24 protein-coding genes are annotated in these 25,857 nt (G+C 68.6%); 15 read left to right on the forward strand and 9 right to left on the reverse strand.

Features of this window, described 5'->3' with window-relative positions; genetic code table 11:
• Positions 1-3: 3 nt before the first annotated feature.
• From DAI20_RS05590 to DAI20_RS05615, 6 genes are read left to right on the forward strand one after another with little or no spacing between them, the layout of a single operon-like run.
• Positions 4-900, forward strand: coding sequence for a TOMM precursor leader peptide-binding protein (locus DAI20_RS05590; protein WP_108249501.1), 897 nt, complete (start codon positions 4-6; stop codon positions 898-900).
• The gene (locus tag DAI20_RS05595) at positions 897-2,138 is read left to right on the forward strand and encodes a YcaO-like family protein (RefSeq protein ID WP_240605933.1); all 1,242 of its coding nucleotides are present in this window, start codon (positions 897-899) and stop codon (positions 2,136-2,138) included. Before DAI20_RS05590 ends, DAI20_RS05595 begins: the two co-directional genes overlap by 4 nt.
• A gap of 8 nt (positions 2,139-2,146) precedes the next feature.
• Positions 2,147-3,025: a SagB/ThcOx family dehydrogenase gene (locus DAI20_RS05600; RefSeq protein ID WP_240605885.1), complete on the forward strand. Its 879-nt coding sequence runs from the start codon at positions 2,147-2,149 to the stop codon at positions 3,023-3,025.
• The gene (locus DAI20_RS05605; RefSeq protein WP_108249504.1) at positions 3,015-3,959 is read left to right on the forward strand and encodes an ABC transporter ATP-binding protein; all 945 of its coding nucleotides are present in this window, start codon (positions 3,015-3,017) and stop codon (positions 3,957-3,959) included. Before DAI20_RS05600 ends, DAI20_RS05605 begins: the two co-directional genes overlap by 11 nt.
• Positions 3,956-4,714 carry an ABC transporter permease gene (locus DAI20_RS05610; RefSeq protein WP_108249505.1) on the forward strand — a complete coding sequence of 253 codons (759 nt, stop codon included), beginning with the start codon at positions 3,956-3,958 and terminating at the stop codon, positions 4,712-4,714. The genes DAI20_RS05605 and DAI20_RS05610 overlap by 4 nt, the downstream gene beginning before the upstream one ends.
• Before the next feature lie 20 nt (positions 4,715-4,734).
• Positions 4,735-5,598 (forward strand): TolB family protein, encoded by an 864-nt coding sequence (locus DAI20_RS05615; RefSeq protein WP_108249506.1) that lies wholly within the window; start codon positions 4,735-4,737, stop codon positions 5,596-5,598.
• A 375-nt stretch (positions 5,599-5,973) separates the two neighbouring features.
• On the opposite strand, the gene DAI20_RS05620 is transcribed toward DAI20_RS05615, so the two are convergent.
• Positions 5,974-7,287, reverse strand: coding sequence for an MFS transporter (locus DAI20_RS05620; RefSeq protein WP_108249507.1), 1,314 nt, complete (start codon positions 7,285-7,287; stop codon positions 5,974-5,976).
• A 143-nt stretch (positions 7,288-7,430) separates the two neighbouring features.
• Positions 7,431-8,171, reverse strand: a complete 741-nt coding sequence (locus tag DAI20_RS05625; protein WP_108249769.1) for a GTP pyrophosphokinase — start codon at positions 8,169-8,171, stop codon at positions 7,431-7,433.
• 261 nt (positions 8,172-8,432) lie between these two features.
• Between DAI20_RS05625 and DAI20_RS05630 the strand changes: the two genes are divergently transcribed.
• The 9 genes from DAI20_RS05630 to DAI20_RS05665 all read left to right on the forward strand — a co-directional run bounded on the left by DAI20_RS05630 (position 8,433) and on the right by DAI20_RS05665 (position 17,879).
• Positions 8,433-9,695, forward strand: a complete 1,263-nt coding sequence (locus tag DAI20_RS05630; RefSeq protein WP_108249508.1) for a DUF3500 domain-containing protein — start codon at positions 8,433-8,435, stop codon at positions 9,693-9,695.
• A gap of 478 nt (positions 9,696-10,173) precedes the next feature.
• A complete protein-coding gene (gene nrdH, locus DAI20_RS05635) occupies positions 10,174-10,407 on the forward strand; it encodes a glutaredoxin-like protein NrdH (protein ID WP_108249509.1) in 234 nt (77 codons plus the stop codon).
• Positions 10,404-10,805 (forward strand): class Ib ribonucleoside-diphosphate reductase assembly flavoprotein NrdI, encoded by a 402-nt coding sequence (gene nrdI / locus DAI20_RS05640; RefSeq protein ID WP_108249510.1) that lies wholly within the window; start codon positions 10,404-10,406, stop codon positions 10,803-10,805. Before nrdH ends, nrdI begins: the two co-directional genes overlap by 4 nt.
• Positions 10,806-10,828: 23 nt before the next feature.
• Positions 10,829-12,934 carry a class 1b ribonucleoside-diphosphate reductase subunit alpha gene (gene nrdE / locus DAI20_RS05645; protein WP_108249511.1) on the forward strand — a complete coding sequence of 702 codons (2,106 nt, stop codon included), beginning with the start codon at positions 10,829-10,831 and terminating at the stop codon, positions 12,932-12,934.
• A 109-nt stretch (positions 12,935-13,043) separates the two neighbouring features.
• A complete protein-coding gene (gene nrdF, locus DAI20_RS05650) occupies positions 13,044-14,018 on the forward strand; it encodes a class 1b ribonucleoside-diphosphate reductase subunit beta (RefSeq protein ID WP_108249512.1) in 975 nt (324 codons plus the stop codon).
• 118 nt (positions 14,019-14,136) lie between these two features.
• A complete protein-coding gene (locus tag DAI20_RS05655; protein ID WP_159084926.1) occupies positions 14,137-15,297 on the forward strand; it encodes a type II toxin-antitoxin system death-on-curing family toxin in 1,161 nt (386 codons plus the stop codon).
• Between the two features lie 557 nt (positions 15,298-15,854).
• Positions 15,855-16,055: a hypothetical protein gene (locus DAI20_RS18410; RefSeq protein ID WP_159084927.1), complete on the forward strand. Its 201-nt coding sequence runs from the start codon at positions 15,855-15,857 to the stop codon at positions 16,053-16,055.
• A 788-nt stretch (positions 16,056-16,843) separates the two neighbouring features.
• Positions 16,844-17,314: a DoxX family protein gene (locus DAI20_RS05660; RefSeq protein ID WP_240605886.1), complete on the forward strand. Its 471-nt coding sequence runs from the start codon at positions 16,844-16,846 to the stop codon at positions 17,312-17,314.
• A 10-nt stretch (positions 17,315-17,324) separates the two neighbouring features.
• Complete coding sequence (locus DAI20_RS05665; protein WP_108249515.1) at positions 17,325-17,879, forward strand: putative immunity protein; 555 nt, start codon at positions 17,325-17,327, stop codon at positions 17,877-17,879.
• Positions 17,880-17,943: 64 nt separating this feature from the next.
• Here the strand turns inward: DAI20_RS05665 and DAI20_RS05670 are convergent, their stop codons facing one another.
• The 7 genes from DAI20_RS05670 to DAI20_RS05700 all read right to left on the reverse strand — a co-directional run bounded on the left by DAI20_RS05670 (position 17,944) and on the right by DAI20_RS05700 (position 25,282).
• Positions 17,944-19,200 carry a phospholipase D-like domain-containing protein gene (locus DAI20_RS05670; protein ID WP_108249516.1) on the reverse strand — a complete coding sequence of 419 codons (1,257 nt, stop codon included), beginning with the start codon at positions 19,198-19,200 and terminating at the stop codon, positions 17,944-17,946.
• 214 nt (positions 19,201-19,414) lie between these two features.
• Entirely contained in the window at positions 19,415-20,299 is an 885-nt protein-coding gene (locus tag DAI20_RS05675) for an NAD-dependent epimerase/dehydratase family protein (protein ID WP_108249517.1), read from the reverse strand.
• A 123-nt stretch (positions 20,300-20,422) separates the two neighbouring features.
• Positions 20,423-21,343: an SDR family NAD(P)-dependent oxidoreductase gene (locus DAI20_RS05680; RefSeq protein ID WP_108249518.1), complete on the reverse strand. Its 921-nt coding sequence runs from the start codon at positions 21,341-21,343 to the stop codon at positions 20,423-20,425.
• Positions 21,340-22,143: a DeoR/GlpR family DNA-binding transcription regulator gene (locus DAI20_RS05685; protein ID WP_108249519.1), complete on the reverse strand. Its 804-nt coding sequence runs from the start codon at positions 22,141-22,143 to the stop codon at positions 21,340-21,342. The genes DAI20_RS05680 and DAI20_RS05685 overlap by 4 nt, the downstream gene beginning before the upstream one ends.
• The gene (locus DAI20_RS05690; RefSeq protein WP_108249520.1) at positions 22,140-23,030 is read right to left on the reverse strand and encodes a carbohydrate ABC transporter permease; all 891 of its coding nucleotides are present in this window, start codon (positions 23,028-23,030) and stop codon (positions 22,140-22,142) included. The genes DAI20_RS05685 and DAI20_RS05690 overlap by 4 nt, the downstream gene beginning before the upstream one ends.
• A 9-nt stretch (positions 23,031-23,039) precedes the next feature.
• On the reverse strand, positions 23,040-23,993 hold the full coding sequence (locus DAI20_RS05695; RefSeq protein ID WP_108249521.1) for a carbohydrate ABC transporter permease: 954 nt from the start codon (positions 23,991-23,993) through the stop codon (positions 23,040-23,042).
• Positions 23,990-25,282: an ABC transporter substrate-binding protein gene (locus DAI20_RS05700; protein WP_240605888.1), complete on the reverse strand. Its 1,293-nt coding sequence runs from the start codon at positions 25,280-25,282 to the stop codon at positions 23,990-23,992. Before DAI20_RS05700 ends, DAI20_RS05695 begins: the two co-directional genes overlap by 4 nt.
• Positions 25,283-25,857: the final 575 nt, after the last annotated feature.

Raw genomic sequence — 25,857 nt, forward strand, 5'->3', positions numbered from 1 at the left:
GCCGTGCGTGCTTCGGCAACGTACGCGGTCAGCCCCCGCTACACCGCCGGGGAGGTGGAGGACTGCCTCCACCTCCTCGGCGGGCGGGAGCTCGTGAGCATCCAGCTCGCCTCCGCGGAGGCGGTCACCGCCCTCGGACGGTTCCTCTCCGCGCCCTTCGTCGGCACCGACGTCGACGCGGCCTTCGCCGGGAGCGCCCCGTCGGTGCGTCGGCTCCTCGAGGAACTCATCGACCATCAGGTGCTCGTCGAGGCGCCCGATGCGCCACCCTCCCTCCGGCCCGTGCTCGACGAGGCGCGTCGCAACGGCGGCGACCCGGATGCGCTCGGCGCGCCGAAGGATCCGTCGCGCCCGGCACCGATCGCCGTCGTCGGCTCGCTCGTCTCGCCCGCGCTCGAGCAGGCGTTCTGGCGCGACGGCTCGATCCGGCTCGACGACCCCCTCGCGGCCGAGCTCACGGTCGCGGCCGGAACGATCGACGAGCTGCGGGAGATGAACGGGCGCTTCCGGGAGGAGGGGCGTACCTGGCTGCCGATCGCCCCGTTCGACGGACGGTTCCAGCTGATCGGGCCCGTGATCGTGCCCGCGGTGAGCCCGTGCTTCGAGTGCGTCCAACTGCGGTGGGGGTCGAACACGGCCTTCGCCCCGCTGTACGACCGGGTGGTGGCGGCTGCGCCCCCGCACGCGCGTGACGACGGCATCGAGGCCGTGACGGGCGGATTCGCCCTGCGCTACGCGTTGCGGTGGCTGTTCGCCCACGACTGGATGACGGCGAGCACCGTGCTCGTGCTCGAGCCGAAGGTCTTCTCCACCACGGCGCACCCCGTGTACCGGGTGGCGCGCTGTTCGACCTGCGGGCCTCGGCCGTACGCAGGCATCCGTTACCCGTGGCGCTCATGAACGCCACGGGCGCCACCGGCCTGGTGAGCCGCTTCACGGGGCTCGTCGAGTACGTGCATCCGATGTCCTTCACGCCCGACTCGATAGCCGACACCCTGTACTCGGGCAAGACGGCGGCACTGGGCGACCCGGCGGGCGGCGGATCGGATGCGTTCAGCATGGGACCGGGGGCCACCGCCCGGGCCGCCCGCCTCGCCTGTGTCGGTGAGGCCGTCGAGCGCTTCTCGCTCTCCGGACCGCGCGCCTTGCTGCACCAAGCCGTGGGGGAGCACGAGAACCAGGTGCCGCCCGCCGCGTTCTCCCGCTTCGCGGCGGAGCAGTACGACGAGCCCGGCTTCCCGTTCCCGGCGGTGCGCGACGGTGATCGGCTCGCCTGGGTGCACGCGCGCGAGGTGGGCACGACGCGGGCCGTGCTCGTGCCCGCCCAGATGGCCGTGTTTGTGGATGCGCACGCCCTCGGCGAGCCGCACTACGAGCCGGCGACCAGCTCGGGCGTGGCCGCGGGGCCGACGTTCGCATTCGCGGCGAAGCGCGCCATCCTCGAGCTCGTCGAACGCGACGCGTTTCAGCGCACCTGGCTCCGCGGTGAGCCGCCGCCGGTGTTCAACTGGCGCTGGTCTTCGCAGCTGTCCGATCCGGCGAGGCGGGAGCTGACCCGGTTGGAGGCGCTCTGCGACGGGCGCGGCGCGGCGATCTCGCTCCGCGTGCTGCCGTCGGCGTTCGGCGTCCCGGTGCTGCTCGCCGTCGTCCGCAGCGACCTCATCGGCGTCGCGGTGGGCTGCGCGGCGGACATCGACCTCGAGCGGGCTGCCCTCAACGCCGCGCGAGAGGCGCTGCACACCTGCAACTGGGCGCTTCGCCTCCTGGGTACCGAGCGCATCGAGGCGGATGAGGTGCGCGACTTCGAGGACCACATCCGCTTCCACTGCCGCCCGTCCTCCCGCCCGTCGTCGGCCTTCCTCAGCTCCTCCCCGGACAGCGTCGTGCACGTCGAGGCCGCATCCGGCTGGCCGGCGATCACCGACGACATCCTCGCCGCGGGCGCGTCCGTGCTTCTCACCGACGTCACCTCGGCGGAAGCCGCGTCGGCCGGGCTGCACGTCGTGCGGGCACTGAGCCCGGACCTCGTCGCGCTCGACGTGCGGCACGACGCGCGATTCCTCGGTCATCCCCGCCTCTACGGCGGCGGCATCGACACTCCCCAGCAGCTCACCGCAGCCCCGCACCCCTTCCCCTAGGAGCACCCGTGCAATCCACACTCGGACCGGTTTTCAGTGTCGGCGGCGGGGTGGACCGCCCGCCGGGCGATCTCGCCGAGGACTTCCACGAGGCATCGAAGATCACCCGCATCACCCACACGGGCTGGACGGACGTGCGGTTCGTGCAGCTTCTCGCCGCGGAGGCCTCGACCGGTGACAGGCGAGGCGGGGGCACCGGCGCAGACGAGGGGCCGTCGGGCGGGCTCGGGGAGCCCACGTCGGCGCCTGGGCTTCTACCGGCTCGTGCGCTCGCGCCCCGGCGTCCGCTGCACGTGCCGACGTCGGAGGCTATGGAGCGAAGGCGGTCGGCTCCCGCCACTGCTCTCGGCGGCAGCGTCTCCTTCGCGGACGCATCCGACGTGCTGCACTACGCGTACTGCGAGCGGGACGACGCTTCCCGGCCGTGCCGCTTCGTGCCATCGGGCGGCGCGCTGTATCCGCTCGACCTCTACCTCGTGGCCGCAGCGGTCGACGGGCTGCCGGCGGGCGTGTACCAGCTCGATCCGCTTCGGCGGGCGCTCGTGAACCCCTTCGGGCACTCCGGTCCCGACCGGATCGAGCGCTTCCGCCGCGCCGCCCCCTCGCTCATGGCGCCCATCGCGGCGAACGCCTCGGCGACGATCGTCGTGACCGCGAGCTTCGAGCGGGCCAGGTACAAGTACGGGCTGCGGGGCTACCGGCTGTCCCTCCTCGAGGCCGGACACGTCGTGCAGAACGCGGCGCTCGCGGCCTCGGCCCTCGGGCTCCGCTCCCTCGGCTGGGTCGGGTTCGTGGACCACGAGCTCGACGACCTGCTCGATCTCGACGGTGTGACTCAGTCGTCGCTCTACGCCTTCTCCTTCGGCGGGGTCCGCGATGAGGGCTGAGGTCCGCCCGGTCGCGGGGGCGCCGGCCGTCGAGTTCCGCGGCGTCAGCAAGGCGTTCGGCGACACGGCGGCACTGCGCGACGCGTCCTTCTCGCTCGCACCGGGCGGCGTGCACGCGCTCCTCGGACCCAACGGCTCGGGCAAGACCACGGCCATCGACATCCTGACGGGCGGCAGGCGGGCGGATGCGGGCGAGGTCCGGGCGTTCGGCCACCGGGTGCGCCGCAGCGGTCCCACCGCATTCCTCGTCTCCCTCATGCCGCAGGCGGTCGACTTCCCGGAGTACCTGACCTGCCGGGAGGTGCTCACGCTGTGCCTGGCGCACTACCCTCAGGCTGCGCCGGTCGACGAGGTGCTGCGGCGGTTCGACCTCGTGGGCATCGCGGCGCGGCAGACCGGCGGCCTCAGCGGGGGCCAGGCCCGGTCCCTCGCCCTCGCCTGCGCGGTGGGCGCCAACACCCGCATGGTTGTGCTGGACGAGCCGTCCGCCTCGCTCGACGTGTTCGGCCGGGAGCGGGTCGCCCGCGTGGTCGGCGAGGTGCGGGACCGGGGCGGGACGGTGCTCCTCGCGTCCCACGACATGCAGGAGGTCGAGCGCCTGGCCGACAGCATCCTCTGCCTCCGGCGTGGCGAGGTCCTCGGCCAGTGGGACGTGGACGACTTCCGCGCCAAGGCCGGGTACCGCACCGTCACGTTCGCCACGTCGCTGCCGGCCGTCCGCGTGCGCGAGCTGTGCCGGGCGGGTGGGCTCGACGCGCGGCCGGACGAGCGAATCCCCGGGCGCTGGCACGTCGACACGGACCGCTCGGATGCCGCCGCCCGGCTGCTGCTCGACGGCACCGGGCACCCGTGCCTGACCATCACGCAGCCCGGCATCTCGGAGGTGTTCGAGCGCATCGTGGCCTCGGACGAACGGGCGGGGGTCACCGCATGACGCTGGTGCGGGCGCACTTCAGGGCGGAGCTGGTGCAGTACCTTCGCACGCCCTCGTTCTACCTGCCTCTCGCCAGCTATCCGGTGCTCCTCTACCTGGCCGTGGGAGTCCCCCTCGGCGGTGGCGATGACCGGCGCCTCGCCGTGCTCGTGGGCTACGTGCTCTTCTCGGTTCTCGGCACGGTCACGTTCCAATTCGGGGTTGGCGTGGCCGTGTCGAGGCAGTCCGCCTGGGAGCGGTGGCTCTTCACCGTCCCGGTGTCCGCCTCGACGCGCCTGACCGCCCGCCTCGCGGTGGCGTGCGTGTTCGCCGTGCTCTTCGTGGTGCCCGTCGTGGCCGCCGGCGCCCTGCTGGGTGGAGTGCCGGCCGACCCGGACCAGGCGGCGAGGATCACCGCCGCCGTTCTCGCCGGCTCGGTGCCGCTCGGTCTCATGGGGCTGGCGATGGGCTACTGGTTCCCGGTCCGCGGCGCCCTCGGGCTCGCCAACCTCGTGTACCTGCCCCTCTCGTTCGTCGGTGGCCTGTTCAGCGGGGGAACCGGCGCAACCTCGACCGGACCCGTGGAGGACGCCCGAGCTCCCGGCATCGAGCTCTTCCTGCCGACGGGCGCGTGGTCCGAGCTGACGCACGCCGCGATCGGTGGGTGGCGCGGCTCCGCGCCGATCGCTGTCGCGGTCCTTCTCCTGTACACGGCGGCGTTCGCCGCGCTCGCCGTGGTGGGTTACCGGCGCTCGCAGGCCGTCCTCTTCACCTGACCGCCGGTAGCGTTGAGCCCATGACCGCTCGCCTGATCACCGCCGACATCGACACGGGAGAGCGGGAGGTGGTCTTCGAGTCGGACTCGCTGCACTTCGAAGCCCCGAACTGGTCGCCGGACGGGCAGTGGCTCGTGATCAACGCGGACGGGCGGATGTTCCGGCTGCCGGCCGAGGGAGCGGGATCGGAGGCGGATCTTGTCGAGATCGAGCTCGGTGAGGTGCCGGGCATCAACAACGACCACCTCATCTCGCCCGACGGCCACTTCTTCTATGTCTCCGGGCACGACGGGCACCTGTACGAGGTGCCGTGGGCGGGTGGTTCGTCGCGGCGCATCACCCCGGACCGCGATCCGGCCCGGCGCTTCAAGCACTACCTGCACGGCATCTCCCCGGACGGCCGCACCCTCAGCTACATAGGCGGCGGTCTCGATGACACGGGGGAGTGGGTCACCAACGTCTACACGATCGGCGTCGACGGCACGGACGACCGGCAGCTCACGAATGACGCGTTTCCGGACGACGGCGCCGAGATCGGCCCGGACGGGGAAACGCTCTGGTTCAATTCCGAGCGGGGCTCAGACGCCCCGGGTCACGCCCAGGTGTTCACCATGGCGCTGGACGGCTCGGCCGTGACCCAACTGACCTTCGACGAGCGCGTCAACTGGTTCCCGCACCCCTCGCCGGACGGGGAGCGCGTCGTCTACATCAGCTTCCCCCCGGGGACCCTCGGGCACCCGGCGGATAAGGACGTGTACCTGCGCGCCCTGGACCCCGTCAGCCGCGAGACCCGGGACCTCGACCACTTCACCGGGGGTCAGGGCACCATCAACGTCACCAGCTGGGCCCCGGACTCCCGCCGCTTCGCCTACGTCACCTACTGACCCGACAGCGGCTCCTGACCGGTAGCGACGGTGTTTCACGGGCGCTGAGCTCGTCGAAGCGACGCTCTGTACCTCGGGTGCCGTCCCTTCGACAGGCTCAGGGACCGTAGGGGTGGTGCTTCACGGTCGCTGAGCTCGTCGAAGCGACGTTCCGTTCCTCCGGTGCCGTCCCTTCGACAGGCTCAGGGCCCGTAGGGGTGGCGCTTCACGGTTGCTGAGCTCGTCGAAGCGACGCTCCGCGCCTCGGGTGCCGTCCCTTCGACAGGCTCAGGGACCGTAGGGGTGGTGCTTCACGGTCGCTGAGCTTGTCGAAGCGACGTTCCGTGCCTCGGGTGCCGTCCCTTCGACAGGCTCAGGGACCGTAGGAGTGGCGCTCTACTCCGCCCTCGCGGGGCGGCGGGTGCGGGTCGAGAGGACGCCCGCGGAGAGCAGCACAATCACGCCCGTCAGGGGCACGACGATCAGGCCGGCGCGCAGGCTGGCGGCGTCCGCGATGGCCCCGACCACCGGGGGCGAGAAGAGGAACCCGAGGCGCAGCAGCCAGCTGACGATGGTCAGTCCCGATCCGGGCCGGAACCCGGGCACCTCGTCGGCCGCGTGCATGGCGGCGGGAATGAGCGTGGCGATGCCGAGCCCGGCCGCGCCGAACCCGACGATGGTGCCGGGGATGGACGGGAAGGCGAGGGCCAGGCCCATGCCGACGAGCACCAGCAAGCCGCCGGCACGCGCGACGGCGCGCTGGCCGAAGCGGTCGACCAGGCCGTCGCCGAGCAACCGCCCGACGAACTGCATCCCCTGCAGGGCGACGAAGCCGAGACCGGCCGTGAACGCGGACGCCTCGAGCGAGCCGGACAGGTAGATGGCCGCCCACGAGCTTCCGGCGTCCTCGACGAGCCCGCCGGACGCGGCGATCAGCACGAGCGCCGCGAGGATCCCGTACTTGGCGAGCGCGCCCACGCGCCCGCGGTTCGCGCCCGCAGCGCCCTCAGCGCCCGCAGCGCCCTCAGCGCCCGCGGCGGACGCGTCCCTTCCGAGCTCCGCACCTGCAGCCGCATCACCGGCGGCACCGGGTGCGGCGTCGTCCTCGGGCTCCGCGTGCTCGTCGCCCGGCAGCAGAAAGCGGTAGCAGACGAGCGCAACGGCGGAGAACAGGACGGCGGACGCCACGAGGTGCGCGGCCGACGGCACCCCGAGCTCGGCCGCGGCCGCGCCCATGATGCTGCCGAGCACCGCACCGGCGCACCACACCGCGTGGAAGGAGTTGAGGATCGACCGGCGGTACAGCCGCTGCACCCGCAGCCCGTGCGAGTTCTGGGCCACGTCGGTGATGGAGTCGGCCGTGCCCGCGAGGAACATGCCCGCGGCCAGCACGCCCCAGCCCGGCGCGATTCCGGCGAGCAGGATGCCGAGCGCGGTGACGATTGTTCCGGCCACCGCCACCCGCGAGGAGCGGAAGCGCCGGATGAGCGCGCCGGCGGTCAGCCCGAAGATCAGGGCGCCGAGCGGGAACGCGGCGACGGCCAGCCCGAACGCGGCGTTCGTGAGGTCGAGCTCCTCCTTGATCGCGGGGTAGCGCGGCAGGAGATTGGCGAAGATCGCGCCGTTCGTGAAGAACACGGCGGCCACGGCAACGCGGGCACGACGGACGGCGACCGAGGGACGCGGAGGGGAGACGACCGTCGCGGTCATCGGGGCTGGGCTTCGTCGACCGGGTGCATCCGATCAACACTGCCACAGGCAGCGCGATGGGGTGAATCACGCGCGGCCGGGGCGAGCGGCGTCCGGCCCGGTGCCCTCGGCCCCGCGGCATCGGCCCCCGTGATCCGTAGCCCTCACTCCCGCGGTGTTGCGCTCCCGCCAGGTCCGCGGCGGCGTCGCACGTCGCTCAGCCGGCGCACCACCTGCTCATCCGGCACGATGCGCGCCGCGTGGCCGGAGACGGACTCGCTCAGCACGTCGAGCGTGCTCACCTCGTCGTGCAGCCGTTCCATGGTGGCGTCCAGGGCTGCCGCGGTCTCGGCCGCCGTGCCGAGATCCTCCAGCAGCGCCTGCGGCACCTGGCGGTCGTACTTGTAGTAGATCTTGTGCTCCAGGCTCGCCCAGAAGTCCATCGCGATGGTGCGGATCTGCACCTCGACGCGCACGGGAACCGGACCGTCGGACAGGAAGACGGGCACCTCGACGATGGCGTGCAGGCTCTTGTACCCGTTGGGCTTCGGCGAGGCGATGTAGTCCCGCACGTCGAGCACGCCGAGGTCGGTCTGCCGGGTGAGGGCGTCGAGGATGCGGTAGACGTCGGACACGAAGCTGCAGACGATGCGCACCCCGGCGATGTCGTTGATCTCGTCGCGGATCGCCTCGAACGACGGATCGATGCCCTTCCGCTCGATCTTGCGGAGGATGCTCTCCGGCGACTTCAGCCGCGACGTGACGTGCTCGATGGGGTTGTAGTCCTGGAGGTGCGTGAACTCCTGGCGGAGGATCGAGACCTTGGTCTCGACCGCGTCCATGCCGAACTTGTACTTCATCAGGAAGCGCGTGAACTCCTCGCGCAGGCGGCGGAGGTCCTCCATCGTCGCCGCGTTCGCCGGATCGGCGGCCGCTGACGCGAGATCCGCGCCGACCAGGAGCGCCGGGACGTCCAGCGGACCCAGGTCCGGGGAGGGGATGCCGGGCGTCAGGGAAGAGTTCACCGGGACACCCTAGAGCGAGGCCCTGAACGGAGGCGTAACGCGGCGGACCGTTCCAGGGGGCTCCTGAGGCCGGCTCCGCTCATAGGGCGTCCATAGAATCGGCATAGAACGGGCATAGGGGGCCTCCATACCGTCGGAGGCATGACACAGAACACGGACACGACGAAGCGCCCGCGCCGGGCCAGACTGCTCTGGGGCACGAGCCTCCTCCTCGCGGGCTCGCTCGCGCTCAGCGGATGCGCGACGGGCACCTCCTCCTCCTCGCCCTCGACGGGCTCGTCCAGCACGTCGGCGTCGGGAACCGGCATCACCACTGCGGCGGCCGCCGCCCCGGCCTCGACGTCGAGCACGACCGCGGAGACCATCGCGAACACGGCGGCGGCCGCGGAGGCGTTCCTCGCGACGCTGAGCGACGTACAGCGCGAGGCCGTGCTGTACGACTACGCCGACGAGACCAAGACCACCTCGTGGTCGAACTTCCCGGTCACGTTCGTCGAGCGGGCGGGCCTGAACCTCGCCGACCTGACCGACGAGCAGAGGACCGCGGCCATGGCGGTGCTGGAGGCGCTCCTGAGCGACGAGGGCTACGCCACGGTGACGGGCATCATCGGCGGCGACGAGTACCTGCTCGAGAACAGCAGCAGCACCGAGGAGTCGCTCGGGCAGTACTACATCGCGTTCTTCGGCGACCCGTCCGACACCTCGACCTTCGAGGTGCAGTTCGGCGGGCACCACCTCGGCATCAACGCCACCCTCGACGGCACGGCGGACGCCATCACCTTCGCCCCCAGCCACCTCGGCGTGCAGCCGGCCGTGTACACGAACGCCGACGGCGAGGAGGTGCAGCCGTTCGCCACCATCTACGACACCGCATTCGCCTTCTACGACAGCCTGACCGAGGAGCAGAAGGCCGAGCTCTACCAGGGTGAGGAGGTCGCGGAGATGGTGTGCGCCCCCGGCGGCACCTGCGACTACCCCACCGGCACCGGGCTCTCCGGTGCGGACCTGACCGACGAGCAACGCCAACTCCTGCTCGACGTGATCGCGAACTGGGCGGGTCTCTCCGACGAGGAGACGACGGCGACGGCGCTCGCCGAGATCGAGGCGACGCTCGACGACACCGTCGTCAACTGGTCGGGTGCCACCGTCTACGACATGACGCAGGGCGACGGCATCTACTTCCAGATCTCGGGGCCGAACGCCTACATCGAGTTCGCCGCCCAGCGGGGATCGGCCGGTGCCAATGTCGACGGCGTCGTCACCGCAGGCTGGGGTCACGTGCACACCATCTACCGGGACCCCTCGAACGACTACGCGAACAGCGCCACGCAGCAGGAGGCCGCTGGTATGGGCGGGGGCCCGGGCGGCGCTGGTGGCGGTGGCACGCCACCGTCCGGCAACTGATGCGAGCCGCCTGACGAGGGCCGCTTCCCGCCCGGGAAGCGGCCCTCGTGCTCGGGGGCGACAGTCCCGCGGAGATCCCGCGACAGCTCGGCGACGGCGCCGCGACCCCACCAGGACCACGCGGCGCGACACGCCGAGACACGCCGTGCCGATGAAATCGACGCGATTTTTCCGACTGTGGAACGGCTGTCCCCAGGGGCGGTCCTCAGGCCCGAGAAATAGGGGTTCATCCTGTGGATAACGGGTGGACAACCGGGGAATGTCGGTGGACAACTCTAGGTTGAACTACAAGAATGTAACTACTGCATCTAGGGGTCGCACCCGGGATGCGTCACCATATGTAGTATTGAACTCCCGCAAGGGCAGGACGGTCGCGAAGGCGATCGGAGGGCCGGAACGGGGTGCAAGGCGAGGCCCGGCCGGGGATGCAGTATCGCCAGGAAAACATCTACCGGATGACCGACGAGGGGAATCTCCAATGGCAATCACCGTCTACTCCAAGCCCGCGTGCGTGCAGTGCACCGCCACCTACCGCGCGCTCGACAAGCAGGGCATCGAGTACGAGATCTTCGACGTCTCCGTCGATGACAAGGCGCTCGAGATCGTCAAGGCTCTCGGCTACCTGCAGGCCCCCGTCGTCGTCACCGAGGACGACCACTGGTCCGGCTTCCGTCCCGACAAGATCGCCGCACTCGCCGTTCAGGTTGCATGACCCGACTCGTCTACTTCTCGAGCGTCTCGGGTAACACCCGGCGCTTCGTCGAGAAGCTGGGACGCCCAGCGGACCGCATCCCCCTCCACGCGAAGGACGCCCCGCTGAAGGCGACGGAACCCTACGTCCTCGTCGTGCCGACCTACGGCGGCGGGAACGGGCAGGGGGCCGTGCCCAAGCAGGTGATCCGGTTCCTGAACGACGAGGAGAACCGCTCACTGATCCGCGGCGTCATCGGCGCGGGCAACACCAACTTCGGCGAGGCCTACTGCCTCGCCGGCGACATCATCTCGGCCAAGTGCCGGGTACCGCACCTGTACAAGTTCGAAGTATTCGGAACAGAGGACGACGTGAGAGTCGTCAACGAGGGATTGGACTCACTGTGGCACCAACGCTGACGGAGGCGCCGGCCAAGCCGGCCATGGACTACCACGCGCTCAACGCGATGCTCAACCTCTACGGACCGGACGGCAAGATCCAGTTCGACAAGGACAAGGAGGCCGCGAAGCAGTACTTCCTGCAGCACGTGAACCAGAACACCGTCTTCTTCCACAGCCTGCGTGAGCGCCTCGACTACCTCGTGGAGAACGAGTACTACGAGCAGGCCGTGCTCGACCAGTACTCCTTCGAGTTCATCACCAAGCTGAACGACCTCGCGTACTCGAAGAAGTTCCGCTTCCAGACCTTCCTCGGCGCGTTCAAGTTCTACACGTCGTACACGCTGAAGACGTTCGACGGCAAGCGCTACCTCGAGCGCTACGAGGACCGCGTCGTCATGGCCGCCCTCGGCCTCGCGGCAGGCGACGAGCAGCTCGCCATCGACCTCGTCGAGGAGATCATCGGCGGCCGGTTCCAGCCGGCGACGCCCACGTTCCTCAACACCGGCAAGCAGCAGCGCGGCGAGCTCGTCTCCTGCTTCCTGCTCCGCATCGAGGACAACATGGAGTCGATCGGGCGCTCCATCAACTCTGCGCTCCAGCTCTCCAAGCGCGGCGGCGGTGTCGCCTTCGCGCTCACCAACATCCGCGAGGCCGGCGCCCCGATCAAGCAGATCGAGAACCAGTCGTCCGGCATCATCCCCGTGATGAAGCTGCTGGAGGACTCCTTCAGCTACGCGAACCAGCTCGGTGCCCGTCAGGGCGCGGGCGCGGTGTACCTGCAGGCGCACCACCCCGACATCATGCGGTTCCTCGACACCAAGCGCGAGAACGCCGACGAGAAGATCCGCATCAAGACGCTCTCCCTCGGCGTCGTCGTGCCGGACATCACGTTCGAGCTCGCCAAGAAGGGCGAGGACATGTACCTGTTCTCGCCGTACGACGTCGAGCGCGTCTACGGCGTGCCCTTCTCCGACATCTCCGTGACGGAGAAGTACCACGAGATGGTGGACGACCCGCGCATCAGGAAGACGAAGATCAAGGCTCGCGACTTCTTCCAGACGATCGCGGAGATCCAGTTCGAGTCCGGCTACCCGTACATCATGTTCGAGGACACGGTGAACCGGGAGAACCCGATCGCCGGCCGGATCAACATGTCGAACCTCTGCTCGGAGATCCTGCAGGTCAACACCCCGACCACGTACACCGAGGACCTCGGCTACGACGTGATCGGCAAGGACATCTCCTGCAACCTCGGCTCGATGAACATCGCGCTCGCCATGGACTCCGGCAACTTCGGCAAGACCGTCGAGACCGCCATCCGTGGCCTCACCGCCGTCTCCGACATGAGCCACATCTCGTCCGTCCCGTCCATCGAGCGCGGCAACGACCAGTCGCACGCCATCGGCCTCGGCCAGATGAACCTGCACGGCTACCTCGCCCGCGAGCGCATCTTCTACGGCAGCGAGGAGGGCATCGACTTCACGAACATCTACTTCTACACGGTGCTGTTCCACGCGCTGCGCGCCTCCAACGCCATCGCGAAGGAGCGCAAGACGACGTTCGCCGGCTTCCGCGACTCCAAGTACGCCGACGGCTCGTTCTTCGACAAGTACGTGAACCAGGACTGGGTGCCGGCGACGGCACGTGTCGCGGAGCTGTTCCGCAACGCGAACATCGCCATCCCGACGCGCGCCGACTGGGAGCAGCTGAAGGCGTCCGTGCAGGAGCACGGCATCTACAACCAGAACCTGCAGGCCGTGCCGCCCACCGGCTCGATCTCCTACATCAACAACTCCACCTCCTCCATCCACCCGGTGGCGTCGAAGATCGAGATCCGCAAGGAGGGCAAGATCGGGCGCGTCTACTACCCGGCTCCCTTCCTCACGAACGACAACCTGGAGTACTACCAGGACGCGTACGAGATTGGCCCGGAGAAGATCATCGACACGTACGCCGCGGCGACGCAGCACGTGGACCAGGGCCTGTCGCTCACGCTGTTCTTCAAGGACACCGTGACCACCCGCGACATCAACAAGGCTCAGATCTACGCGTGGCGCAAGGGCATCAAGACGATCTACTACATCCGTCTGCGCCAGCTGGCGCTCGAGGGCACCGAGGTCGACGGCTGCGTCAGCTGCATGCTGTAGCAGCCGGCTCTGATACGGTCCCTGAGCCTGTCGAAGGGACGTAACCACGACAGGCTCGGGGACCGCCCCTCCCACTTCACGAACACCGAAGCATCAAGAGAGAAACGACATGTCCGCCCCCCTGAAGCTCGTCGACCACGTGTCGGCGATCAACTGGAACCGCATCCAGGACGACAAGGACGTCGAGGTCTGGAACCGCCTCGTCAACAACTTCTGGCTGCCGGAGAAGGTGCCGCTGTCGAACGACGTGCAGTCCTGGAACACGCTCACGCCGGAGGAGCAGCAGCTCACCATGCGCGTGTTCACCGGCCTCACGCTGCTTGACACGATCCAGGGCACGGTCGGCGCGATCAGCCTCATCCCGGATGCGCTGACCCCGCACGAGGAGGCCGTTTACACGAACATCGCGTTCATGGAGTCGGTGCACGCCAAGTCGTACTCTCAGATCTTCTCGACGCTGGCCTCGACGCCCGAGATCGACGACGCGTTCCGCTGGTCGGTGGAGAACCAGAACCTGCAGCGCAAGGCCGAGATCGTGCTCAGCTACTACCGCGGCGACGACCCGCTGAAGCGCAAGGTCGCCTCGACGCTGCTCGAGTCGTTCCTCTTCTACTCGGGCTTCTACCTGCCCATGTACTGGTCGAGCCGCGCGAAGCTCACCAACACGGCCGACCTCGTGCGCCTCATCATCCGTGACGAGGCCGTGCACGGCTACTACATCGGCTACAAGTTTCAGCGTCAGCTGGAGACCGAGACGCCGGAGCGCCGCGAGGAGATCAAGAACTACACGTTCGAGCTGCTCTTCGAGCTGTACGAGAACGAGGTGCAGTACACGCAGGACCTCTACGACGGCGTCGGCCTCACCGAGGACGTCAAGAAGTTCCTGCATTACAACGCCAACAAGGCCCTGATGAACCTGGGCTACGAGGCCATGTTCCCGAGCGCGGTCACCGACGTGAACCCGGCGATCCTGTCGGCGCTCTCGCCCAACGCGGACGAGAACCACGACTTCTTCTCGGGCTCCGGCTCCTCCTACGTCATCGGCAAGGCTGAGGCGACGGAAGACGAGGACTGGGACTTCTAATGTTTTCGCACGGGCATCACGGTGCGAGAGGGGTTGGGCTGAAGGATTGACGCGTAGGCCCACGACCCCGCAGGACATCGCCCGACGAATCGGTTGTGAGACAGATGATGTTTTGATCATGCTCTGGGACGCTGGCATTGAGTACCCAACCAGCACGACCGCGCAGATAAAGCCGCAGGATGTTGCCGCCGCCGAACTTGCTTGTGGTTTGGCTTCACCAAAGCAGAAGACTCAGGTTGAGTACTGGTTGCAGCTTCTTGATTTGGACAGGGCAACATTCCAGGAGCGGGCCGCGGAACACGGCATCAACATCGGCCCGAACGCCCGACGGCTTCCCAAAGGCGCGCTAGGGAAGTTGGAGAAGGGGGCGCTGACGCCACGCGATCGATCGGCGTTGGCGGTTAGCCTACCCCCTGCGAAGCCGACTCAACCCGCTCCCGTGCGGCAGCGGTTTACCTGGCAGGACGTCGGTCATCCTCGTGACATGCTTCAGTTTCTGACATTCGAGGACATCAGGGGCATACATTTTGCTATAGCCGAGGATTTCCAACATACAGCCGACCCAATCAGTCCAGCAGGGGTGCGCAGTGACGACCTTTTGGAGAGCGCTGCCAGTCGGCCCCAGACAGGTATGGGTGAGAGCCGCAAGTATCTCACGATCGAACTGGCAGCGGCTGCGCTAATGCATTCGATAATCCATAATCACCCCTTCCATAACGGAAACAAGCGGACTGCACTGGTCTCTATGCTGGCCTTCCTGGACAGGAATGGGATCACGCTCACATGTGACGAGAACGAGTTGTTCAAGTGGACGATTCGTGTCGCTGGTCATCGACTCAATAAAGACGAACTCCTCGGCGATCGCAATGACATCGAGGTGGTCGAGATGGCGCGTTGGATCTGTAGCCAATCGCGCTGGATCGATCGCGGCGAGAGAGTGGTGACCTGGAATGTACTCCGACGCCGACTGGCCGCCTTTGATTGCCAGGTGCAAGGAGGAGGAAACCGCGGAGGCCGCATGATCATCTCGCGCGAGATCACCGAGGTGAGGAATGGTTTCTTCGGGTCGAGGGAGAGGAGGGTGGAGAGGAAGTATGCTCTGCCCTACGGAGGCGACGGTCGACAGATTGCCCGCAACCGACTGAAGGAATTGCGGCGGGAGTTACACCTTTCGGAAGAGTTCGGAATTGACTCAGCGACTTTCTATGGGAATGGTGACCCCATCGACAGCTTCATCAGTCAGTACCGAAAGACTCTTTCTCGGTTGGCGAAGGTCTAGAACCTCGCGAACCGCGGTGTCGCTTTCTGATCCGACCAGCGCATTGTTCATAACGCTCCAGCGCAAGCCAGCGTCTGACTCCCAAACGAGTGGGCGGAGCACTGCTCTCCGACCGCAGGTTTGGCCGCGCGACGTCGTCCACGCGATGCACCCTTGGAAGTTCGGCCTCGCCCGTCGTCATCCACTCCATGATGGTGGACTTGACTAATGCTTCCGAAGCGAGAAACGCCCACGGTAGATGTCCAGGCGTGGGGATCGTCCTATTTCCGCTGGGGTAAGCGTCCTGCCACCACTCTCGGACCGCTTCCGTATTCTCAACGAGCCAACGTTCCAGATCATCAAGCGAGAGGCCGGCAGCGGCAATCGCCTCACGTACTGCGATGTAAGCACCAGAGTCCCGCTCGGGAGTCAATTGGGCATCAACGTACTTGAGCATCGCGGCCCCTATCCGTCCTCGTGACTCTGTTGCTTCGCGGAGCGTTCGGTCTCGCCGTTCGCGGTTCGCGACGTAAATTGTCACGGCGACAGCCAGTCCTGTGGCCAGTACGGACGCCGCCGTGCCCAAGGAGGCGATTAGTGTTTCTAACGACCAGGCCCACGCTTCTGGTGACTCGATTACAACGATCGGCGTCGGGAACGGTATCGGCGTCGGCAAGATGACGCTGACTTCCGCAGGTAAGGCAGGCGTTGGTGTGGGCGTCGGCGTAACTGCAGCGGGCGAGATCATGGGGTTCAGTTTGTTGCGTCGGGGGCGATAGGTACACCGCCCCGCTCCCTCGGCCTGCAATGCCACGCTTTCGGCAGCCTCCGCCACGAATGAGTCATCTGCTAGCGGACGGGCGACGGTGCAAGCGCGGCACAAGAACCCTGCTGTGCCGTCGGTTGCGGTGCCTTGTGTCATATGAGTCAGTCGGCGCACGTTTCACGCGCTCGTCAAGGTCGCCAGCGCTTTGGCCGCGAGAGTCTCATCGAGCGAATCATGACCGCATCGGAGCCTTCTCCGCTGCGTGGCGGCCCTCGTCGCACGGTGCCCCTGCGTTCTGCGCACCCCAAGGCTCATCGTCAGTGGTTCGAGCCGTGCATCTCAAGCGGTAAATTCCGGCATCGCGCACAAAGGCCCTAGCGCTGTTACCGACGTGTAGGCAGCGAAAGTGGCCAGACTTGCCACCCGAAGTGACTAACACCTCAAGGACGAGGTCGATTTGGCTTCGATTATATGAACGACCAGGCAGGTCTGTGCTCGTGCAACTGCCGTAATTCGCGGCGATACCGCGGCTCGGTCGGTCTTACGGCGGTGGGTTACCCAAACTCTACGGAAAACACGCACCGGCCCGAGGTGGCGCTGGCAGAGAACGTCCCGTCGACCCCGCTGGTGGTCCCGAGCCAAGGGGTGATACGTCGTTCTCGCTCGACACGCGCGGTCCCTCGAACAGCTGCGGCGCTCTAGAGGAACGGGCGCAGCGGCGCGGGGATGAACTCGCTGACAGGCCCGACGACGTGCCTGCTCTGCCGAAGGATCGGACTCCGAATTGCTTAGGCTGCAGGCATGCGCAGCAGAGCGATCGACCGCCCGGCCGGCCCGGCCACGCCCCCAGGCCCGACCGCACCCGCTCGTGGGGGATGGGTGCGCACCGTCGCGCGGATCGCGCTGGGCGGGGCGCTGCTGTTCGCGGGCGTCTCGCACCTGACCGTCGCGCGCACGGAGTTCCGCGCGCAGGTTCCCGCCTGGGTGCCGCTTGACGAGGACTTCGTCGTTCTCGCGTCCGGGGTCGTGGAGATCGCGCTCGGCGCGGGGCTCGTGGCGTTGCCGCGGTATCGGGTGCTGGTCGGCTGCCTCACGGCCGCGTTCTTCGTCGCCGTCTTCCCCGGCAACGTCTCCCAGTGGCTGACCCAGACCGACGCGTTCGGGCTCGACACCGACCGTGCCCGATTTGTCCGGCTTCTCTTCCAGCCGCTCCTCGTGCTGTGGGCACTGTGGTCCACCGGCGTCATCGGCCGGCGCCGCGCACCGCGCTGAGGACTCCCGGATGCCCTCTCCGCAGGCTCTGAGCGAGGCCGATCGCCGGCTGGTCGCGGCCTGGGCGGCCGACTGCGCCGAGCGCGTGCTCGCGCTCTTCAAAGCTGAAGCGCCGACGGACGACCGACCCCGAGACGCCATAGCCCGCACGCGCGCGTTCGCGCGAGGCGAGCTGGATGCCGCCGGCGAAATCCGTCGGCGCTTCGTCGCGGGTCGCGCCGCGCAGTCGGTGAGCTCTCCCGCGGCCGTCGCCGCGGCTCGTGCCGCGGCCCAGGCCTCCGGCGTCGCCCACATGGGCGCGCACGCCCTCGGTGCCGCCGCCTACGCCGCGAAGGCGGCCGGACTGGCGCGCCCGGACCAGTTGACGGCGGTTGCCGATGAGGTCGCGTGGCAGGTCGAGCACATGAGCGCGGCCGTGCGAACCGCGCTGCGCCGATTACCGCCCCTCGGCGAGGACTCCGCGGGCCCGCTCGGTTCCGGACTCCTCGCGTCCGGCGTCCTCGGCGAGATCATCCGGGAGATTCAGGCCGCCATCGGTGTCCATCCGCGTGGGAGCGCCGGCTAGAGGGTCCAGCGCGACCGTCGGGATCGCGGCAAGGTGCGCATCCCGGGCCACCGCCCTGGCGCTCCTAGAGGAACGGGCGCAGCGGCGCGAGGATGGCCTCGCTGACGCGCGCGACGACGTGGCGGCTCTGCCACTCCTCCTCGGTGAGGGTGCGGCAGTTCGAGCTGTCCACCTCGAACACGTGCTCCATCGTGGCCGCGAGCGCACTGTCGACAATCTCGAGGTTGATCTCGTAGTTCCCGGTCAGGCTCAGGCGGTCGATGTTCGCCGTGCCGATGGTCGACCACACCCCGTCGATGGTGGCCGTCTTCGCGTGGATCATCGCGTGCTGGTAGAGCAGCACCGTCACGCCGGCGCGCAGCATCGCGCTGTAGAAGCCCCGCGACAGCCAGTCGGAGACGACGTGGTTCGAGTCCTCGGGCACGATCACCCGCACGTCCACACCCCGCCTGCTCGCCCGGAGGAGGGCGTCGAGGATCTGCTGGTCCGGGATGAAGTACGCGGTGGTGATGAAGATGCAGTGCTGTGCCCGGTTGATCGCGTCGAGGTAGACGCTGCGGATCGGGAACACCAGGTTCGCGGGGATGTTGCTGACGGCGCGGATGTGCGGGTCCCAGTGACCGCCGCCCGTGTCCGGAAGGGCTCTGTGGGAGTCGGACCGTTGCAGGTTCCACAGGTTCGTGAACGCCTGGGTGAGCTCGGAGACCTCCGGCCCGCGGAGGGCGAGATGGGTGTCGCGCCATGAGGTGGCGTAGAGCGAGCCGATGTTGTACCCGCCGACGAAGGCGACGGTGTCGTCCACCACGAGGAGCTTGCGGTGATCTAGGCCGGTTCCGCGGATGTTCGTGAAAACCACGGACGGGCGGATGATGGGGAAACGAAAGACGTTGACGTCGGGGTGGAAGGCGTAGAAGGACGGCTTGACGACGAGGTTCGCGAAGCCGTCGTAGATGACGTAGACGGACACACCCCGTGCCGCGGCTCGGTTCACCGCATCCCGGAAGCGGGCGCCGGTCTCGTCGCCCTTCCAGATGTACGTCTCGAGCAGCACGCGCTCCTCGGCGCCATCGACCGCCGCGAGCATGGCGTCGTACAGGTCCTCGCCGTACGTGTACACGGTCGTCTCGGTCTCGACGACGGTGGTCTCGAACGACCCGGGACGCGGCCACTTCGGACGGTTCTTGCGCCTGCTCCGCTCGACCGCGTCAAGCGCCACGATGCCCGCGATCACGGTGGCCTGCGCCCCGAAGAACCCCATCACCGCGGTGCGGACCGCACGCGTTGCGACCTTCGTCACACTCCGAACGAGAGGGGGCCGCATGCCCCGACCATATCGCAGCGGCATGACCGGTCCCGGTGCGGGTGCCGGTGCCGGTCGTCCCCGTAGTGCAGGCCCGATCGGCCCCACCCGGGGCCGGGATGCCCGCAAGCCCGGGGGAGCGGCTGTGAGGGAGCCTGCGTTGCGTGTTCGGCCGCAGCGGGACTCGCGGGCCCGCATCCGGATTCGCGAGTGCGCGATGGACCCGGGTGCGCGTCTACCGCTTGAGGGCGCGCCCCTCCTTGTCGAGGTAGTCGCTCCAGGAGCGCTTAGCCTCCCAGCCCAGCATCCTGCGGGCCTTGGCGGTGGAGATGCCGCCCGAGTCGGGCCGTTCGAGGTCGCGCAGCTCGATCTCGTCGCCGTAGTACTTCCGCAGCACCTCCGCGAAGTCGTGGCCGCCCGCGTTGTCCGGGTTGGCGATGTAGAACACCTCGTGGCCGGGCAGGTCGGACTCGGTGGCCAGCACGATGGCGTCGGCGAGGTCGTAGACGTCGATGTAGCTGCGGAAGTTCCCGTTCGTGATCGATGGGTCCCGCACCAGCGGGCCGAGGTTCGTCTCGTAGTTGTCCTCGTTGTGCACCGTGGCGGGGCGGATGGTGATGGCCGCGATGTCGGACCGGCGCACCGCGGCGTCCATCATCTGCTCGCCGAACAGCTTGGTGAGCGCATACACGTCCTGCGGGTAGAGCGGGTGCTCCTCGTCCACGGGCACGTAGTCCGGCTGGAACGGGCGCTCGGGGAAGAAGTTGCCGACGATGCTTTCGCTGGAAATGTTGACGAAGCGCTTCACACCGAAACGCACGGCGGCCTCGATGAGGTTGAACGTCGACATGACGTTGGTCTGCATCACGACGTGGGCGGGGTGACCGAGCGGCTGCGGGATGGCGGCGATGTGCACGACCGCGTCCACGCCGGCGACCACCGCGAACGCGGAGCCCGCGTCGGTCAGGTCGGCCTGCTTGTACCGGCCCGGCACCACGACGCCGGCGTCGAAGACCGGGGGCACGAGGTCGACCCCGAGGACGTCGTGGCCGGCGTCGAACAGCGCCTGGGTGGCGGCGCGCCCGACCTTGCCGCGGGATCCGGTGACGAGGATCTTCATGGTGTTCTCCCTCTTTCGCTGGTAGCCGCCCGGCCGATCACGGCACGCACCGGGACGGGAAGGGCGTCCGCGGTGCGGGGTGGCCCCGGAAGGACGCTACGGCACCACGCCGCCTCGCGCGGGCTAGCGGACCGGGAAATCCGTGTCCGTCCACCGCTCGGACAGGCTCCACAGCCTGCTCCCGAACTCGGGGGACGCGGAGGAGCGCACCGGGCGGGCGGGCACCGGGCGGCCCAGCACCAGCGCCCGAGGACCCACGAAAGCGCCGCCGTCCAGCGCCGGATCGAGCAGGGCGCGCACGGTGGGCGTGGCGCCGCGGTTCTTGCCCTGGGCGCCGAAGGCGAGGGCGCGCTCGGCGATCGGGTGCGCGGACTCGATCACACCGGGGCGCGGGGCGCTGAGCGCGTCGAGCGCGAAGCCGGGGTGGGCGATCATCGCGCGCGTGCTGGAGCCCGCCGCGCGGAGCCGCCGGTCGAGCTCGAGCATGAAACCGTGGATCGCGTGCTTGGAGAACGCGTAGGCGCGGAAGAAGCCGAACCGGCGGATGCTCTGCAGGTCGTCGGCATTGAGCGGCACGATCACGGTCGACAGGCTGCCGAGGCCCACAACGCGGCTGCCGGGCGTGCGCTGCAGTGCGGGAAGAGCGCCCGCGGTGAGCGCGAAGTGGCCGAGGTAATTGGTCTGGAGCGTGCGCTCGTTGCCGTCGATGGTCACCTCGCGGCGGCGGGATCCGGTCGTCATGCCGGCGTTCAGCACCAGGCCGTCGAGCCGGTCGAGGGACTCGAGGCGGGCCGACGCTTCGCGCACCGACGCGAGCGAGGAGAGGTCGAGCGGCACGAAGCCGAGGTCCGCGCCGGGCACGAAGCGCCGGACCGACTCCATGGCCGCGGCGGCACGGTGCTCGCTGCGGGAGGCGAGGAGTACGCGCGCCCCGGCCCGCGCGAGCTGCTCGACCGTGAAGTAGCCGAGCCCGGCATTGCCGCCGGTGACCACGAACACGCGTCCGGTCGAATCGGGCAGGGCGGCGGGATTCCAGTCCGTCACGCGAGCAGCACCTCCACGCCGGCCGCCCGGATGCTCGCGAGCTGACCGGGGTCGGCGGCGGTGTCCGTCACGAGGGTGTGCACCGAGTCGATCCGCGCGAGCCGGGCGGCGCCGTGCCTGCCGAGCTTGCTGGCGTCCGCCAGCACGACGAGCCGGCTGCCGCCGGCGAGCAGCGCCCGCTCGGTGGCGACGTCCACGAGATTGGTGCGGCTGACCCCGTGCTCGGCATCCACGCCGTACGCACCGGAGATCACGGTGTCGATGCTGAACTCCTGCAGCGCGGCCGTCGTGAGCGGCCCGAGCAGCGTCAGCTCCGTGCGTCGCATGTGGCCGCCCAGCACGACGACCTCGATGCCCGAGTAGTACGCGAGCCGCCCGGCGACGCCGAGGCTGTTCGTGATCACGGTGAACTCGGACCGCGGGGGCAGCGCGGCCAGCAGGGCGTCGGTCGTCGTGCCGCCGAGGATGAGCACGGTCGAATGGGGGGCGATGAGGGCCGCGGCGGCCTCGCCGATGCGTCTCTTGCGTTCGGGGTGGGTGTGCTGGCGCGACGACCACGTGGTGAGCACGCGCTCGTCGGTGGACACCGCGGAGCCGTGGTGCCGCTCGATGAGGCCGCGCTGGGCGAGCTCGTCGAGGTCGCGGCGCACGGTGGAGGCGCTCACGCCGAACACCTTGGCGAGGTCGAGCACCTGCTGCACGCCGTGCGAGCGGATGTGGTCGAGGAGCTCGCGCTGGCGCGGCGTCTCGGGTGGCTGCTGGGTCGGTGACGGAACGTCCGTTCGGGATGCCGCGCTCACTTGATGCCGCTCCGCGCGAAGCCCTGCACGAAGTAGCGCTGGAACACCAGGAACACGATGATCATCGGCAGCACGGACACGAGGGCGAGGGCCATGATCGCGCCGTAATCGGTGCCGTACTGACCTTTCAGGAACAGAAGTCCGATGGGGAGGGTGTACAGCTCGCTCTCCTTCAGGGCGATCAGCGGCCAGGCGAAGTCGTTCCAGGTGGACAGGAAGGTGAGCAGGATCAGCACCGCGATGAGCGGCTTGCACAGGGGCAGCACGATCTGCGCGAAGACCCGGAACTGCCCCGCGCCGTCCACCCGCGCGGCCTCGATGATCTCCTCGGGGATGCCGATGATGAACTGCCGCGCGAGGAAGATGCCGAACGCCGTCGCCGCGGTGGGCAGGATCACCGCCCAGTACGTGCCGTAGATGCCGAGCTCCGTGACCAACTTGAACTGCGACACCATGATGACCTGCACAGGCAGCATGAGCGTGCTCAGCGCGAGCAGGAAGAGCACGTTGCTGCCGCGGAACCGCAGCCGGGCGAACGCGTAGCCCGCGAGCAGGTTGACGACCACGGTGAGCGCCGTGACGAAGACGGCCACGACGACGGAGTTGCCGAACCAGGTGACGGTCGGGAACGTGTCGAAGACTTTGGTGAAGTTGGCGATCGTGAACTCGCGGGGCCAGAGCCGCAGCTCCCGCGAGAGCAGCTCCTGCTTCGACGAGAAGGCCACGACGACCATCCAGTAGAGCGGGAAGAGCAGCACGATGGAGACGGCGATCGCGGCGACAAGCCGCAGCGCGTAGGAGACTCGGCTGCCCCGGGGGCGCCTCCTCGGTCGCGCGGGCGGCGTGGCCGCGTTCGCGACGGCGAGAGTGGGGGTGGTGGCGGTCATCGTGCGGCCTTACTCGACGAGGTCGCGCGTGCGGCTGGCTCGCCACTGCACGGCGGTGAAGGTGAGGGTGATGAGCAGGAGCACGATGCCGATCGCGGCCGCGTATCCCTGATCCCGGGTGACGAATCCGTTCTGGTACGCGTAGGTCACCAGCACGGAGGTGGAGTATCCGGGCCCGCCGCCCGTCATCACGTAGATGATGTCGAACACCTGGAACGAGTAGATCACGTTCATGATCAGCAGGAAGAACGTCGACGGACCGACCATCGGCAACGTGATGTACCGGAACTGGTTCCAGGGCCCCGCCCCGTCGAGGCGCGCCGACTCGTACAGCTCGGGCGAGACGCCCTGCAGGCCGGCCAGGTAGATGAGCATGTTGAAGCCGCTGCGGATCCACAGCGTCACCAGCACGACGGAGAGGATGGCCGCGGCCCCGTCGGACTGCCACGGCGCGGCGCCGAGCCCGACGACGCGCAGCAGCTTGTTGATGATCCCGATGTTCTGATCGAAGATGAGCACCCCGACCAGCGCGGTCGCGACGCCGGAGATCACCATCGGCAGCACGATGATCGTGCGGAAGAGGCCCCGTGCGGGAAGCACCGAGTTCATCAGCACGGCGAGCGCCAGGCCGATGATCATGCTGAGCGGCACGGTCACGACAGTGAACAGCGCGGTGTTCAGGGTCGACTGCCAGAAGACGGCGTCCCCGAACAGGCGGGCGTAGTTCGCGAGCCCCACGAACTCGCCGCCGCCGAAACCGCCCGTCTCCTGGAAGCTGAGCTGCACCGCCCAGACGAGGGGGAGGAACAGGAACACCCCGAGCAGCACGAGGTTCGGCAGCAGGAACGTGTACCCGGTCAGCGCGTCGCTGAGCGCACGCCGCCGGGATGCGCGCCGGACGGGCGGGCGGCGCGGCGGTGCGGGTGGGGCGGCCGGAGTGCCGGTGAGCACCCGCGTGGTCATGCGGTCGCCGCCGCGATCCCCTCGGAGATCTTGGCGAGCGTCTCCTCGGTGCTCTGCCCCTGCGTGAACGCCAGCTCCAGCTGGTCGCTGAGCACGGTGTTGATCGCCGCCATGTTCGGCGAGGCGAGCTGCGCGACGTCCGACTCCTCGATGGTCGTCGCCTGCTCGACGAAGATCGGCATGACGTCGGGCCGGGTGGCGAACTCGATGTCGGTGCCCACGAGGCTCTGCAGGGTCGGCAGCTCGGTGGTGGCGGCGCAGAAGTTCCTCATCTGGTCCTCGCTCACCATGAAGGCGAGGAACTCTGCGGCGAGGTCGGCCTTCTCGGTGCTCGCGGTGGCGACGAGGGCGTTGCCGCCGAGGTCGCTGGCGCCGCGCACGTTGCGCGGCATGTAGGTGGCGCCCCACTCGAACTCGGCGAGGCTGTCGACGTCGGGGAGTAGGAAGTTGCCGGCGAACAGCATCGCGGAGGTCTCGGAGTAGAAGCTGTCGCTCGCGTACGTCGAGGACTTCACCGAGCTGTTGGCGGGGACGAAGTTCTTGGTGAAGAAGCTCTTCGTGAAGTCGAGGGCGGCGCGACCCTCAGGGGAGTCGATGGCCGGGGTCTTCAGGTCGTCCTCGAGGTAGCGCCCGCCCGCCTGGAAGAGCCAGCTGAGCCAGCGGGTCACGCCCGCCTGCTGCCAGTTGTAGGCGAAGGGGTAGCGGTCGGCGGGCAGCTGGTCACGCAGTTGCTGGGCCACCTGCTCGAACTCCTGCCAGGTCCAGGCCGACTCGAGCGTGTCCGGTACGGACGTGATCCCCGCGGCCTCGAACGCGGCGCGGTTGTAGAGGACCGCCGACGTGTCGGTCTGGTGCGGCACACCGAAGGGGGTGCCGTCGAACTGCACGGCGCGCCAGAACGCCGGGATGAAGGCGTCCGCGGCGGCGTCGTCGAAGTAGGAGCTCAGGTCGAGCAGCTGATCCTGGCTCGAGTACACGCCGAGGTTGCCGTAGTCGACGCGGAAGACATCCGGCGCCGTGCCCGACTGCAGCTGCGCGTCGATGTTCTCGAACATCTGCTCGTAGGGCACGAGGTTGAGCGTGACGCTCGCGCCCGGGTTCGCCTTCTCGAAGGCGGCGATGCTCGCGCGGAAGCCGGCCTCCTCCGCCTCGCTGCCCCAGGTGGTGAAGCTCAGTTCGTCCGCGCCGGTCGAGCTCGCGGGCTTCGAGAACCCCGCGCAACCGGCGAGGAGGCCGGTCGCGGCGAAAGCGCCTGCTGCCCCCAGGAATGTGCGCCTGCTGTAGTCCACGACCAACCTCACTCCCGGCCCCCGCTGGCCACGCGCCGCCGCTGCGTGCGCGTGTGTCGAGCCCCACTGGGAGTATGGGCCGTGGCAGGCCGATGGTCAAGTCTGCTCATTTGTGCGCAAGTGTGCTCGTGTTGCCGTGCGGCGCTGCGTCCGAGGTGGAGCGCCGGCCCCGGGGCGCGAGGGGACGGGACCGCACGCTCCGAACTCGCTGGGATACGCGCGCCGGGCGTCCGCACAATGGGGGACCCGTGAGTACGTTCGGTGGCAGCGTCTGAACTCCCGCCCCGTTCAAGCCGGTTGGAACCCTCGGAAGGTTTCAACCAGGGCCACGCACCCTCGTGGTCGCGCAACCTGAAAGAGCCCGGCATCGCGGCCCCCACGCGGTGCCGGGCATCCCCCGCCCGGCGGGGGAAGTCGTCTAAGGCGCGCCGCCCGCGGCGAAGCCGCCCTTGGGCAGGCCCGCCGGCGGATGCCGCGCGTCTGTACCTCACCTAAGCGCCCCTGCCCAGGCACGAGCATCCTGCCCAGGGTAAAGCTGGGCAGGATGCCGCTGCCTGGGCAGGGGCGGGAAGCGC

Origin of the sequence: Planctomonas deserti (assembly GCF_003067705.1) — a bacterium.
Classification (GTDB): Bacteria; Actinomycetota; Actinomycetes; order Actinomycetales; family Microbacteriaceae; genus Planctomonas; species Planctomonas deserti.